The organism is Streptomyces sp. NPDC048389, from assembly GCF_040706335.1.
Classification (GTDB): Bacteria; Actinomycetota; Actinomycetes; order Streptomycetales; family Streptomycetaceae; genus Streptomyces.
This window is the reverse complement of the sequence record NZ_JBEZKP010000026.1, coordinates 24,085-38,713: the sequence shown is the minus strand read 5'-3', so window position 1 is coordinate 38,713 and position 14,629 is coordinate 24,085. Positions and strand designations below refer to the sequence as shown.

The 14,629-nt window shown below is 70.8% G+C and carries 7 protein-coding genes and 1 pseudogene; 5 read left to right on the top strand and 3 right to left on the bottom strand.

What is annotated here, in order from left to right:
* The first annotated feature begins 28 nt into the window (after positions 1-28).
* From glgX to AB0903_RS19190, 4 genes are all read left to right on the top strand, one after another.
* Positions 29-2,179: a glycogen debranching protein GlgX gene (gene glgX, locus AB0903_RS19205; protein ID WP_366704343.1), complete on the top strand. Its 2,151-nt coding sequence runs from the start codon at positions 29-31 to the stop codon at positions 2,177-2,179.
* A 213-nt stretch (positions 2,180-2,392) separates the two neighbouring features.
* Positions 2,393-4,243 (top strand): ABC transporter ATP-binding protein, encoded by a 1,851-nt coding sequence (locus AB0903_RS19200; protein WP_366704256.1) that lies wholly within the window; start codon positions 2,393-2,395, stop codon positions 4,241-4,243.
* Complete coding sequence (locus AB0903_RS19195) at positions 4,240-6,180, top strand: ABC transporter ATP-binding protein (RefSeq protein WP_366704254.1); 1,941 nt, start codon at positions 4,240-4,242, stop codon at positions 6,178-6,180. Before AB0903_RS19200 ends, AB0903_RS19195 begins: the two co-directional genes overlap by 4 nt.
* 388 nt (positions 6,181-6,568) lie before the next feature.
* Positions 6,569-8,590, top strand: coding sequence for a M4 family metallopeptidase (locus AB0903_RS19190; protein WP_366704252.1), 2,022 nt, complete (start codon positions 6,569-6,571; stop codon positions 8,588-8,590).
* A 197-nt stretch (positions 8,591-8,787) separates the two neighbouring features.
* On the opposite strand, the gene AB0903_RS19185 is transcribed toward AB0903_RS19190, so the two are convergent.
* Entirely contained in the window at positions 8,788-10,227 is a 1,440-nt protein-coding gene (locus AB0903_RS19185; RefSeq protein WP_366704251.1) for a polysaccharide biosynthesis tyrosine autokinase, read from the bottom strand.
* Positions 10,228-11,365: 1,138 nt separating this feature from the next.
* On the opposite strand from AB0903_RS19185, the pseudogene AB0903_RS19180 reads away from it, so the two are divergent.
* Positions 11,366-11,986 (top strand): annotated as a pseudogene (locus AB0903_RS19180) (glutaminyl-peptide cyclotransferase).
* 133 nt (positions 11,987-12,119) lie between these two features.
* On the opposite strand, the gene AB0903_RS19175 reads toward AB0903_RS19180, so the two are convergent.
* Both AB0903_RS19175 and AB0903_RS19170 read right to left on the bottom strand, forming a co-directional pair.
* Positions 12,120-13,943 (bottom strand): DUF4012 domain-containing protein, encoded by a 1,824-nt coding sequence (locus AB0903_RS19175; RefSeq protein WP_366704249.1) that lies wholly within the window; start codon positions 13,941-13,943, stop codon positions 12,120-12,122.
* A 15-nt stretch (positions 13,944-13,958) separates the two neighbouring features.
* Positions 13,959-14,618 carry a sugar transferase gene (locus AB0903_RS19170; RefSeq protein WP_366704247.1) on the bottom strand — a complete coding sequence of 220 codons (660 nt, stop codon included), beginning with the start codon at positions 14,616-14,618 and terminating at the stop codon, positions 13,959-13,961.
* Positions 14,619-14,629 lie beyond the last annotated feature (11 nt).

The following is a 14,629-nucleotide window of genomic DNA, read 5'->3' as shown; positions in this document are numbered from 1 at the left end:
ACCGGACGGGCCCCGTGGCCGGCCACCGGTGTGGCCGGGGGCGCCGACACCGCTGGGCGCGCGGTACCGGGTGGGTCCCGACGGGTCGGCCGGGACCAACTTCGCCCTGTGGGCGGGCGGCGCGGAGGGGGTGGAGCTCTGCCTCTTCGACGCGTCGGGCGAAGAGACCCGGCTGCCGCTCACCGAACTGACCCATGAGATCTGGCACGGTTTCGTACCCGGCGTCGGTCCCGGCCGGCGCTACGGCTACCGGGTGCACGGCCGCTGGGACCCCTGGACCGGGGCGCGCTGGAACCCGGCGAAGCTGCTGCTCGACCCGTACGCGCGTGCGATCGACGGGGACTTCCGGCTGCCTCCGGAGGTGTACGGACACGTCCGCGACTGGCCGGAGCAACACGTCGCCGACACCGTCCGCGACGACCGGGACTCCGCCCCGTACGTACCCAAGGGCGTGGTGGTCCACGACGACGCCGGCGGCGGCGACGAGTGGATGGACGACCGCAGGCCGAAGACGCCGTGGGCGGACTCGGTCATCTACGAGCTGCACGTACGCGGGTTCACCATGCGCCACCCGGGCATCCCCGAGGAGCTGCGCGGCACGTACGCGGGGCTCGCCCATCCGGCGGCGGTCGAGCACCTGGTGCGGCTCGGGGTGACGGCGGTGGAGTTGCTGCCGGTGCACCAGTTCGCGCACGAGGACCATCTGCTGCGGCGCGGGCTCGTCAACTACTGGGGCTACAACTCCATCGGCTATTTCGCCCCGCACGCGGCGTACGCGGCGTCGGGCACGGCGGGTCAGCAGGTCGGCGAGTTCAAGCGGATGGTGCGGGCGCTGCACGCCGCCGGTATCGAGGTCATCCTCGACGTGGTCTACAACCACACGGCGGAGGCGGGGGAGCTGGGGCCGATGCTGTCCCTGCGCGGCATCGACAACCGCGGCTACTACCGTCTCCAGCCGGACGCCCGCCGGTACGCCGACTACACGGGGTGCGGCAACACCCTGCACGTGGTGCAGCCGCAGGTGCTGCGGCTCATCACCGACTCACTGCGCTACTGGGTGACCGAGATGGGCGTCGACGGCTTCCGTTTCGACCTGGCCGCGGCGCTGGCCCGCTCGATGCACGACGTCGACATGCTGTCCCCCTTCCTCGCCGTCATCGCGCAGGACCCGGTGCTGCGGCGGGTGAAGCTGATCGCCGAGCCGTGGGACGTGGGCAGCGGCGGCTACCAGGTCGGTGCGTTCCCACCGCTGTGGACCGAGTGGAACGACCGCTACCGCGACGCGGTACGGGACTTCTGGCGCGGCGCACTCCCCGATGTCCGCGACCTCGGCTACCGGCTGTCCGGCTCCAGCGACCTGTACGCCTGGGGCGGCCGGCGGCCGTACGCGTCGATCAACTTCATCACCGCCCACGACGGCTTCACCCTGCGCGACCTGGTCAGCTACGAGCGCAAGCACAACGAGGCCAACGGCGAGGGCAACCGCGACGGGACGAACGACAACCGGTCGTGGAACTGCGGCGCCGAGGGCGATACCGACGACCCTGACATCAACGCGCTGCGGCGCCGCCAGCTGCGCAACCTGCTGACCACCCTGCTGCTGTCGACGGGCGTCCCGATGCTCGTCGCGGGCGACGAGATGGGCCGCACCCAGCGCGGCAGCAACAACGCCTACTGCCAGGACAACGAGGTCAGCTGGCTGGACTGGTCACTGCTCGACGAACCGGGACCGGCGGGTCTGCTGGAGTTCACCCGGCGGCTCCTCGCGCTGCGTCACATCCATCCGGTGCTGCGCAGACGCGCCTTCTTCTCCGGCCGGCCGCAGGCGGCGGACGGGCTGCGGGACCTCGCCTGGTTCACCGCGGACGGCCGGGAGATGACGGAGGGCGACTGGTACGCCCGCTCGGCCACGCTCGCCCTGTACCTCTCCGGGCGGGACATCCCCGGCCGGGACGCGCGCGGCGCACAGGTCACGGACGACAGCTTCCTGACGGTGCTGCACGCCGGGGCCGGACCGGTGGACTTCCGGCTGCCGGGCCCGCCGTGGGCCGAGGCGTACGAACTGGTGGTGGACACCTCCCGGGAGGAGCAGACGGCCGCGCCGGGCACGGTCCACGCGGGGGGTGAGGCGGTGCGGGTGCCGGCGCGGTCGGTGCTGCTGCTGCGGGTGCGGGCGTAGGGCGAGTCGGGTCGGAGCGGGTCGGAGCGGGTCGGAGCGGGTCGGGTCGGGTCGGGTCGGAGCGGACTCGACTGGGCCGGACCGGACTCGACCCGACTGGACTGGGCCGGCCCGGCCCGGCCCGGATGAGTAGGGCGTATCGGGCCCCGGCTTGCCCCGTCCGGCGGAAAACCACATGAGCGGTGTCAGTGGTCACTCGTAGGCTCGCACCTGATGCCCACCACACATTCGGACGCCAGTCGTCCGGCCTCCGAGGACCGCTCCGCCGTGCGCTCGCTCCTGCGGCTGTGGCCGTATGTCCGCCCGGTCCGTACGCGCCTGTTCAGCGCGGCATTCGTCGCCGTCGTGGCCTCGTGCCTGAGCCTCGTGATCCCGCTGGTGCTGAAGTGGATCGTCGACGGCCCGGTCGCCGACAGGGATCCGGGCGGGGTCTGGTTCGGCGCGCTGCTCCTGCTGGTGCTGGGCGTCGCGGAGGCGCTGCTGTTCGGGTTCCGGCGGTGGCTGGTGGCCCGGCCGCTCGCGGGTGTCGAAGCGGCCATGCGGGCCGACCTGTTCCGCCATCTGCAGCGCCTCCCGGTGGCCTTCCACGACCGGTGGGCCTCGGGCCAGCTGCTCTCACGCGGCACGACGGACCTGATGCTGCTCCGGATGTTCCTGGCGTTCCCGCTGACCTTCCTGCTCGTCAACGGCACCACGATCCTCGTCGGGTTCGTCATCCTGCTCGGGCAGGAGTGGACACTCGGGCTCATCCTGCTGGTACCGGTCGTGCCGCTGGTCTTCGTCTGCTCGCTGTTCGAGGCGCGGTACTCCCTGGTCGCGCGGAAGGCGCAGGACCAGGTGGGTGATCTGACGACCCTCGTCGAGGAGAGCGTCCTCGGTATCAGGATCATCAAGGGCTTCGGCCGGCACCGCAGCCAGGCCAAGGCGTTCCGCGGCCTGTCGGAGCGGCTGCGCGGCACGGAACTCGGCAAGGCCCGGCTGCTGGGCGGCGTCTGGGCACTGATCACGATCATCCCCGAGCTGGCCATCGGCGCGGCCCTGGTGCTGGGCACCGTCCAGGTCGCGGACGGCGGTCTCTCCGCGGGCACGCTCGTGGCCTTCCTGTCGACGGCGCTGGCACTGCGCTGGCCCGTGGAGTCGATCGGCTTCCTGCTGGCCATGAGCCAGGAGGCGGCGACCGCGGCGGACCGGTACTTCGAGGTGCTGGACGCCGAGGAGGAGCGCGAGACGTACGGCGCGGGGCAGGTACGCGTGACGTACGGCGCGGGGGCCGCACCGGCCGGGCCGGCAGCGGACGGCGGACTGCGCTTCGACGGCGTCGAGTTCCGCTACCCGGACGCCCCCGCGGACAGCGTGCCCGTCCTCGCCCGGATCGACCTGCACGTACGCCCGGGCGAGACGATGGCTCTCGTCGGCGGCACGGGCAGCGGCAAGACCACGCTGACCGCGCTCGTACCCCGGCTGTACGAGCCGACCGGCGGGCGCATCACGCTCGACGGGCAGGACGTCACCACCATTGCGCGCGAGCGGCTGCGAGAGCTGGTGTCGGTCGCCTTCGAGGAGCCGACGCTCTTCTCCGCGAGCGTCGGCGAGAACGTCCTGATGGGCGGTGCGGCCGGTGCCGGCGACGCGGAGCTGCGCCGCGCCCTGGACATCGCGCAGGCCGGCTTCGTGGACGCGCTGCCGCACGGTGCGGCCACCCAGGTCGGCGAGCAGGGCCTGAGCCTGTCCGGCGGTCAGCGCCAGCGTCTCGCCCTGGCGCGCGCCGTCGTCGGCCGGCCGCGCTTCCTGGTCCTCGACGACCCGCTGTCGGCACTCGACGTGCACACCGAGTCGCTGGTCGAGGCGGCGCTGCGCCGGGTCCTCGCGGACACCACCGCGCTGGTGGTGGCCCACCGGCCGTCGACGGTGATGCTCGCGGACCGTGTCGCGCTGCTGTCCGGGGGCCGCATCGCGGCGGTGGGTACGCACCGGGAACTGCTGCGTACGAACACCGAGTACGCATGGCTGATGTCCGGCGCGGATGCCGAACGAAGCGCGAGCGCCGAAGGGACCGCACTGTGACGACGACACCCCCGACAACGCCTCCCACGGCACCCGGGGCGACCCCCGGGACGACGTCTCCGGCGACCGCGCCGGACGCACCCGACGGCGTCGAGGCCCCGGCCGGCGCGGGCGTCCCCGGCGGTACCGACGCCCCCGTCCTCGAGGACCCGTTCGACAAGGACGCCCTCCCCGCGCCTCCCGGCGCGACCGGCGCGCTGCTGCGCTCGCTGCTCGCACCGCGCCGTGCCCGTGTCGTGCTCGCGGCGGTGCTGCTGCTCCTCCAGCAGGCGGCGGTGCAGGCGGGCCCGCTGCTCGTGGCATACGCGATCGACCGCGGCGTCCCGGCGCTGCGTGCGGACGACCACGGCCCGCTGATCGCCGTCGGCGTGGGATACGCGCTGTGCGCGGTGGCCGCGGGAGCGTTCCAGTACGCCTTCATCCGCGCCTCCGCCCGCGTCAACCAGGACGTGCTGCTCGATCTGCGCGGCCGGATCTTCCGTCACGCGCAGGCGCTGAGCGTCGACTTCCACGAGCGGTACACCTCCGGCCGGCTGATCTCGCGCTCGACGACCGATGTCGAGTCACTGCGCGAGCTGCTGAGCGAGGGGCTGCAGGAGCTCATCGGCGTCGTGCTCGCCTTCGTGTACATCTCGGCGGTGCTGCTCTGGCTGGACCTCGGGATCGGCGGCATGGCGGTCCTGTCGTTCGTCCCGCTCTACCTCCTCGTACGGCTCTACCAGCGCCGTGCCAAGGCGGTGTTCATGAACCGCTCGACGGCGATCGCGGCGGTCATCGTCAAGTTCGCGGAGACGATGAACGGCATCCGCCCGGTACGTGCGTTCCGGCGGGAGCGGGCCAACGACGCCGGCTTCCAGGTGCTCAACCACCGCCACGAGCGCCGCAACGGCGACGCGCTGCTGGAGATGGCCCGCTATGTCGTCGGCTCCCGGCTCGTCGCCAACACCGCCGTCGCGGCGATGGTGCTGTGGGGCGCGTACCGGGTCGCGGGAGGCACGCTGGCGCTGGGTGTACTGGCAGCGGCGGTGCTGTATCTGCGGCGGCTGTACGACCCGATCGACCGGCTCGGGATGTTTCTCAACTCCTACCAGTCCGCGGCCGCTTCCCTGGAGAAGATCGCGGGCCTGCTGGCACAGACGCCGACCGTGCCGGAGGCGCGCGAGCCCCGTGCGCTGCCGGAGCGGAAGTCGGGCAGCCCTGGCCGCGAGGTCGTCTTCGAGCAGGTGCGCTTCGCCTACCGTACGGGCGGCGAGGTCCTGCCCCGCTTCGATCTGACCGTCCCGGCCGGGCAGACCGTCGCGGTCGTCGGCTCCACCGGTGCCGGCAAGTCGACGCTGGCCAAGCTGCTGGCGCGCTTGTACGACCCGACCGAGGGCCGGGTGCTCCTCGACGGGACCGACCTGCGCGACCTGGCCGTGCCGGAGCTGCGGCGCGGCGTGGTGATGGTGACGCAGGAGGCGTTCCTGTTCTCCGGGACGGTCGCGGAGAACATCGCGATCGGGCGGCCGGAGGCGGCCCGATCGGACATCGAGCAGGCCGCGAAGGCGATCGGCGCGCACGACTTCATCGCGTCCCTGCCCGAGGGGTACGACACGGACGTGCGCAAGCGCGGCGGGCGTATCTCCGCGGGCCAGCGGCAGTTGGTGGCCTTCGCCAGGGCGCTGCTCGCCGACCCGGCGGTGCTGATCCTCGACGAGGCGACGAGTTCGCTGGACATCCCCGGCGAGCGGGCGGTGCAGCGGGCGATGGACACGGTGCTCGAGGGCCGTACGGCGGTGGTGATCGCGCACCGGCTGTCGACGGTCGAGATCGCGGACCGGGTGCTGGTGATGGAGCACGGCCGGATCGTCGAGGACGGCTCGCCGGACGAGCTGATCGGCGGCGAGGGCCGGTTCGCGGGACTGCACCGGGCGTGGCGGGACAGCGTGGTGAGCTGAGCCCCTGCTCGTCAACCGGTGGAAGGCGACGGCGGCGGGGTCTTCGCCGACCAGAAGTCCGAGTGGACGCAGCCGGAGACACACTATCCACGCGAGGCGATGGGGACTTGAGTACGGGTACTCATTCCCAGGGGTGAGTCCCGCCCGGAGCCGGCACCGGGCGCGGCCCGGTGTGGTCGAGGCTCGCCTCCACGACACTCGACGAAACGTCCGCTTAACGAACACGACCTCTCGGGCAACGGACGAATTCCGGCCAACTTTTTGTCGCGCTCCTGACAGGACCCGTTCGCGGCTGTCACTCTTCCTGCGATCCACGCACCACAGCTCCCATGCTCTGCCCGGCCGGCCCACCCAGCCGACCGGTACCCCCCTCGCAGAAGGAGTCCGCGTGAGACCCACGCATCGCCGGCGCGCCACCGCGACCGGAGCCCTCGTCGCCGCTGCCGCCATGCTCGCCGTCGGCTTCCAGACCGGAGCCTCCGCCGCCGCCCAGCCGGCAGCCCAGGCCCCGGCGAAGGCGGGCAAGGCCGACCCCGGCGCACTGCCCAAGAACCTGTCACCCTCCCAGCGCGCGGAGCTGATACGCGAGGCGTCCGCCACCACGGCCGCCACCGCGAAGCAACTCGGCCTGTCCGCCAAGGAGAAGCTCACCGTCCGGGACATCACCCAGGACCGCGACGGCACCACGCACACCCGCTACGAGCGCACCTACGAGGGCCTGCCGGTCCTCGGCGGCGACCTCGTGGTCGCCGAATCCGCCACGGGTGCGACCGAGGCGGTCACCAAGGCGTCCCGCGCCGCCCTGAAGAACGTCGACACCCGCGCGGACGTCGCGCCCACCACGGCGGAGAAGCAGGCACTGGGCGCCGCCAAGGCCGAGGGTTCGAAGGCGACGAAGGCCGAGCGGGCCCCCCGCAAGGTCGTCTGGATGGGCACCGGCAGCCCCACCCTCGCCTACGAGACCGTGGTCGGCGGGCTCCAGCACGACGGCACCCCGAACGAGCTGCACGTCGTGACCGACGCGGCCACCGGCGAGAAGCTCTTCGAGTGGCAGGCCGTCCACAACGGCACCGGCAACACCCAGTACAGCGGCCAGGTCACGCTGGGCACCGCCCCGTCGTACACGCTCACCGACACCGGTCGCGGCAACCACAAGACGTACAACCTCAACCGCGGCACGTCGGGCACCGGCACCCTCTTCTCCGGCCCCGACGACATCTGGGGCAACGGCTCCCCGTCGAACCTGGAGACCGCGGGCGCCGACGCCCACTACGGAGCGGCCCTCACCTGGGACTTCTTCAAGAACGAGTACGGCCGCAGCGGCATCCGCGGCGACGGCGTGGGCGCGTACTCCCGCGTGCACTACGGCAACAACTACGTCAACGCGTTCTGGCAGGACAGCTGCTTCTGCATGACGTACGGCGACGGCGCGAACAACAGCAAGCCGCTCACCTCGATCGACGTGGCGGCCCACGAGATGACGCACGGCATCACCTCCAACACCGCGGGCCTCGTCTACAGCGGCGAGTCCGGCGGTCTCAACGAGGCCACCAGCGACATCTTCGCCGCGGCCGTGGAGTTCAGTGCCAACAACCCCCATGACGTGGGCGATTACCTCGTCGGCGAGAAGATCGACATCCGCGGCAACGGCACCCCGCTGCGCTACATGGACAAGCCCAGCAGGGACGGCTCGTCCAAGGACTACTGGTACTCGGGCATCGGCAACGTCGACGTCCACTACTCCTCGGGCCCGGCGAACCACTGGTTCTACCTGCTCTCCGAGGGCAGCGGCGCCAAGACGATCAACGGCGTCAGCTACGACTCGCCGACCTCCGACGGCCTGCCGGTGACCGGCATCGGCCGCGAGAAGGCCGCGCTGATCTGGTACAAGGCGCTCACCACCAAGTTCACCTCCCGTACCGACTACGCGGGGGCCCGCGCCGGCACCCTCGCGGTCGCGACGGAGCTGTACGGAGCGGACAGCGCCGAGGTCAAGTCCGTCACCGACGCCTGGGCCGGCATCAACGTCGGCGACCGCCCCGGCGGCGGCGACCCGGGCGACGGCACGGTCTTCGAGAACACCACCGACGTGGCCATCCCCGACCGCGGCTCCGCCGTGACCTCGTCCGTCGACGTCACCGGCCGCTCGGGCAACGCCCCGTCCGCCCTCAAGGTCGGCGTGGACATCGTCCACACCTGGCGCGGTGACCTGGTCATCGACCTGGTCGCCCCCGACGGCACGGCGTACCGCCTGAAGAACTCCAGCGGCTCCGACTCCGCGAACGACGTCAAGGAGACCTACACGGTCAACGCCTCCAGCGAGACCGCCAACGGCACCTGGAAGCTCCGGGTGCAGGACGTGGCCCGCTACGACACCGGCTACATCAACAGCTTCAAGCTCACCTTCTGAGACTGACGCCGCCCACCTGATCCGGGACGCTGCCCGAGACGCCACCGAGGCTCCCGGGCAGCGCCCTTCCATGTGCCGGCTCAGCAGAACCTCAGACGGAGGTCGCGCGAAGACGAAGACGCGATTCCCGTACCCGGACAGAACCGCTGCAACGATCCGCCAAGACCGGCTCGAGATCCGTCTCCTGGCGTCCAAGATCAGGGGTCAAGACCCGCCCCCTCTTTGGGGTGGGCCGACACACGGGGCGCGGGAAGGTCGCCGTACGTCGTGTAGCGGCCGTAGCCGCCGCTCTGGGATGTCGCGGCCATGTTGAAGACGGTGCCAAGGATGCGGCTTCCCACGCGTTCCAACGCCTCGATGGCGGTGCGAAGCTGGTCACGACTGGTCTTGGAGGCACGGACGACCAGTAGCGAGCCCTGCGTCAGTGGGGCGAGTCCGACCGTGTCGGCGACCGGCAACAACGGCGCGGTATCGACGATCACCGCGTCGTAAGTGGTTGCGAGCTCGCCCAGGACCTCTCCCATTCGCGCCGAGGCCAGCAGTTCGGTGGGGTTGGGGGGGGTGGCGCCGCTGGCGAGCACCGAGAGGCAATTGCCGGCCCGCTGCATCACTTCATCGACACGGCTCTGTCCGATGAGCACGGTCGTCAGTCCGGCGTCCTCGACAAGACCGAAGGTCTTGGCCACAGTCGGGTGGCGTAGGTCGCAGTCCACCAGGCAGGTGGACACGCCCGCCTCGGCGAGCGAGAGAGCCAGGTTCACCGCGGTGTTGGTCTTGCCCTCGCCGGGTACCGAACTCGTCACCATGATGATCTGGGGGCGGTCGTCGACCTGCGCAAACTGCAGATTCGTCCGCAGTTTGCGGAACGCCTCGGCACGCCCGGAGTACCCAGTGACGGCGGCGAGCGGCTGTTTGGGTGCATTCCTGTCGTACGGGATGGATCCGAGGCTGGGCAGCCCGGTGAGCTCGCCGAGTGCCTGACTCGTTTTGACAGTGGTGTCCAGGGTCTCGCGCAGGACGACCAGCCCGGCTCCCAGCAGCAGTCCGCCGAGCACTCCGGCAGCCAGATTGAGCAGCGGGCGTGGCGAGACGGGATCGGCGGGCGCAACCGCCGGCTGGGTGACGCCCAACGAGACGGGGGAAACAGGCACATCTGGTTCCTCCGTCTCGCCTGCTGAGGGCTGCCGGTTCAGTCGCGCAGGTCTCTCCAGTCGCTCGACGACGGTGGTGAAACCCGCGGCGACGGCGTTTGCGATCTTGGCAGCACGACTGGGAACGGTGTCCCGGACGGTGATGTTGATGAGCACGGTGTCGAGCGGGGCCTCGGCCGTGATCCTCGATGCCAGCTCCTCCGGTGTGGTGCGCAGCTTCAGCTTACGAACCACGGGCGCAGTCACCCGACGGGTCGAGACGATGGCCGCATAGGACTGCACGCGGGCCTGCGAGAACGTCTGCCCCTGGCTCAGTTGAGCGGTGTCCTCACCCGTGCGGGTGGCGACGAAGAGCTGAGTCCTGGCTTCGTAGACAGGGGTGGTCAGGTTCGTGGCGGCGAGCGCCGTCCCGACCGCGAGAACCAGGCAGACCAGAACGGTCGGCCAGCGTCTGGCAAGAGCCTTCAGGAATCCGTGGAGATCCAACCTGTACCCCATCATAGAACCGAGGAAGCCGCCCGAAGATGACGTTTACTCCCTGTATGCACCCTTGAAAAGTAGGGGCTCGAACGTCTCACTCCGGGTAGCCACCCCCATGTCGGCCCGACAAACAGCCCTGGCGGCAGACACACGTCCATCGGTGGTCCGGTCCACCGTCACCAGTGCGCGTGCGCGAGGCAGAGCGAGCGCTAACACCATCCGGTGGCTCCTGAGCGACGCCGCACCGCGCGGCAGTCATGCGCGCTGACAGTCCGTGTATTCAGTCTTGGTCAAGGCCGTCGCCGCGCCGCCCGGCCCGCACATGACCGAGGAGAGCGAAGAAGATGGACTGCTTGCTCGCTCCGGACTGTTCACGGCCCGACGGAAGCCCGCCGTGCGGGCGCATGCCCTCACCACGGGTCCGGCCTGGTTCACAGCCGCTCTCCTCCCATCCTCGGCGGCCCGGTCGTGACCGTGCGGGTACGGCGCTGCAGAGGTACTCTCCGGAACCGCACCGAGCCGCCGGCATCGCGGCAAGGGCGCGGGGCGTGACCGGTCGGCCGTTGCGTGCCACCCGGCGGCCGACGGCCGACCGGACCCGTGAGCGGCTCTCGCGGCAGCTCGCCCGCGTCACCCCCGCCATGACCGGCGTCGCCGTCGCGCCCGGGATCCTGTCGCTGATGCTCAGTGGGCACGGGAAACGGCGCTGCTTCGTCGCATTGCGGAACATCGCCGAGATCCGTGGCACGGGAGTGGTTCCTGCTGCCTTCGCCCTACTGCGGGCCGATCGCCGTTGCCTGGCCTTCCCACACTTCGGCAACAGACGAGACGGTCACCGCCGAGGCCAACTGCCCCGTCCAGCCGCACCCCGGTGCTGCACCTGCCGGAACCGCGCGCGGACCGCGCCCCCGCTCTTCTGTGCCGGCCCCTGGTGACGCAGCTCAGTGCCATCGTGAAGCAAGGGGGTGCCTGTCGTGTCTGAAGGCCTGCGAATCACGGTGGCAGGCCTTGCTCTGGGGGTGCTGCTCACCTCCTGCGCGGCGGGGGCACAAGGGAACACGCCAGGTCCGGCACGGCCGCCGGGAGCAGGACAGCGGAGAGCGGGGCGGTCTCCGCGGACGACGTCGAGCAGTTGCGGGTCAACGTGCTCGAGGTTCTTCCGCACGATCCGCAGGCGTTCACCCAGGGACTGGAGACGGCCGGCGGCACGCTGTACGAGGGCACGGGCCTGGCCGGCCGGTCCTCGGTGCGGGCGGGCCCGCCCGGCGGGCGCCCGACCGCCCGCACAGCAATGCCCGCGCCGTTGTTCGGTGAGCGAATCACCGTGCTCGGCCGAAGGCTCTGGCAGCTCACCTGGCGGAACCGGATCGCCATCGAACGCGACGCGAGGACGCTGTCGGAGGTGCGTCGTCTCCCGTACCCCGACGAAGGCCGGAGAGTGTGCCACCAGCCGTCCGGGGACCGGTTGGTGACGAGTGACGGGTCGTCCCGGCTGACGTTCCGGGACTCCGGGACGCTTGCGCGGACGGGCGGCATCACCGTCACCCTGGGCGGCTGACCGGTGACGAAGCTGAACGAACTGGAGTGCGTCGGCGAGGCCGTGTACGCCAATGCGCTGTTCACCGATCGGATCGTGCGCATCGACTCCGCCACCGGTGTGGTGACGGCGAGCATGGATGCCTCGGGCCTGCTGCGTGAGGACGAAAGCGTGCAGGGATCCGTGCTGAACGGTGTCGCGGCCGTCCCCGGCACCAACAGTTCCTGATCACCGGCAAGTTCTGGCCCAAGATGTTCCGCGTCCTGTTCGTCCCGGCGAAGCGGGGGCCCCACTGACTCGTCGAGGTACCGACGGCTCGAGCGCATGACGTCCCCGGCCTGAGGGATCGTCACGCCACCGGTCAGCCCTCACACGGACCGTACGGCCGAACCGTGGCGTGCAGCGGATGGACCAGCGGCTGTCGCAGCACCGTCGGGGGCAGGTCGCTGCGCTGCTCCAGCAGATGGAGCACCAGCGTACGGGTGGAACCCACGGGCATCTCCAGGTCCAGGATGTACACGGGATGGCCGCGTTCCTCCCCTGAGGCCAACAGCACCGGGCGACCGTCGAGTGTGGCCTCGGTCAGGCCGGACTGCTTGCTGGCGAAGTATGAAACGAGCAGCCGGTTGTCGCCGGGCCTGGTCGGGTAGGGCGGCTCGTCCACCCGCTGGGTGACATACGAGGGCAGCCCCGAGGACGGTGCCCGGTTGGACAGGCGTACGGTCACGGTCACCTCACGCTCCCCAGCCCTGCACCGGCCCGGTTCCCACACCAGGTGGCGATCCAGGTAATAGTCCAGTTTGGTGCCCGCCGCGTTGGTCACCACCAGCCCGGCGAGTGGCGCGGGCCCATCCGGCAGGGCACCCCCGAAGGGACGCTTCCGCACCTCACGCTGCTCCTCGGGGTGAGCGCTCCACACCTTGATCCGTCCCTCCTGCAGCTGCTGCCGCAGGGCCGTGAACAGCGGCAGGCGGCGCGCCGGATCGTCCATGGCTCCCATCAGCCGATCGGCGACAGCACGCGCGACATCAAGGAAGAACGCCTTGCGCTCGTCGACGTTCTCGTATGCCGCATAGCTGGTGCGCTGAGTGAGATCGACCACGTTGGCGCCGGTGACGACCGTCCCGTCGGCCAGCGAGGCGGATCCGGACTGCGCGAGCAGACCGGACAACGCACCGGGGTCGAGCGAGATCGCACCGTCCAGTCGCCGGCCGGTGTGCGCGCGCCAGGCAGCGGTCCAGATGCGGGCGGCGTACGGGAAGTGCGGACTCAGATTCGTGTTGACCCACGTGCTGGTCGGAGCGTTGGGGCCATAGAGCCTGGCGTACTCGTCCGGCAGGTCGACGGCGGCACGGACGTCGGACAGTTCGGTGTCATTGCCGAAGTCCTCGAAGCTCAGCCGCCCCCCTTCGGCGGTGAGCACCGCGAATGCCCCGGGAAGCCCGCCGGTGCCACGGGCCTCGGCGGCGTTCTCGAACACCACCAGATAACGCCTCGGCCCGTCCGTTCCGAGCATGGGCGGAATCACCCTGGCCGCCATGGCGGCGTGGTCCGTGGCGGTGCTGATCGGGCCGAGCTGCTGGGCGAGCCGGGCCCGGGCTTTGTCAGCGGCCGACAGCCACGTACTGCGGGGCAGCTCGTCGACGTCCGTACGCACTTCCGAGGCGCTGTGCGCGGCCCGTTCCAGAGTGGGAGCTGCCTGGCGCAGCGCGGCGAGATCGAGGGGTCCCGCGTCGTCTCCCGCGTCGGCCCCCATGTGGGCGGCGGTGCGCACCAGCGGAGGAAGCACCTCGTGAGTCAGCCGGTCGGAGGCTTCGGCGACACCGCGCACGGTGCGCAGCGGTCCTCCGAGAAAGGGCAGGTGGGCCGCCGGGTACCAGACCGGCCCGGTGGTGAGGCGGTGCGCCCGGGCTGCGTGTCGCGCAGCCCGATCGACGGCGGTCTCGACAGATTGCAGGCGCTGGGCGGAGCCCCGGGGTGGCGAGTCAGCGGCAAGCTGCCCGCGCAGGGTCTCCAGACTCCGTTGGGCGGCGAGCAGTTCGCCGCGAGCGAGCACACCGGTGACGGCGACCCAGCCGACGCCCGCCAACAGCAGCACGGCGGCGGCGCACACGGGCAGGCGGACGTGGCGCTGTCGCAGCAGACGGCCGACAGCACGGAGGTTCAGGCTCTTCAGACGCGGCATTCTCAGACGCTGGCCCTAGTAGGCGCCGTTACCGCGCAGCACGGCAGGCAAGGTGCGGAAGAGGATCGCCAAGTCCAGCCGGATGGACCACGTGTCCACGTATTCCAGGTCCAGACGGAGGGCGTCCTCCCAGGCCAAGTCGGACCGGCCGCTGATCTGCCACAGCCCGGTCAGTCCAGGCCGGACCTGAAGGCGACGGCACGCCTGACCGGTGAACGACGAGTCCTCCACAGGCAGTGGCCGGGGACCGACCAGGGACATCTGTCCGGTCAGCACGTTGATCAGCTGCGGTAGCTCATCCAGGGAGAATCGGCGCAACCAGCGCCCGACCGTGGTCACCCGCGGATCGTCACGGATCTTGAACAGGTGCCCGTCGGCCTCGTTGCGAGCCGCCATGGTCCCGCGCATCCTCTCGGCCCCGACCCGCATCGTGCGCAGCTTGAGGACGTGGAACTCCTCGCCCTGCCAGCCCGTGCGTCGCTGCCGGAAGAGCACGGGGCCCGCAGTGTCGACCTTCACGGCAACGGCCGCCGTCAGGAGAACCGGCGCCAGCACCAGGAGCAGGACACTGGCCCCCATCAGGTCGATGACCCGTTTGGCCGCCAGGGCTCCCCACGACGACTGCCGATCCAGGGGCTGCCGATCGTGTGCCGTCTCTCCAGCGGATACGAGCATTCCATACCTCT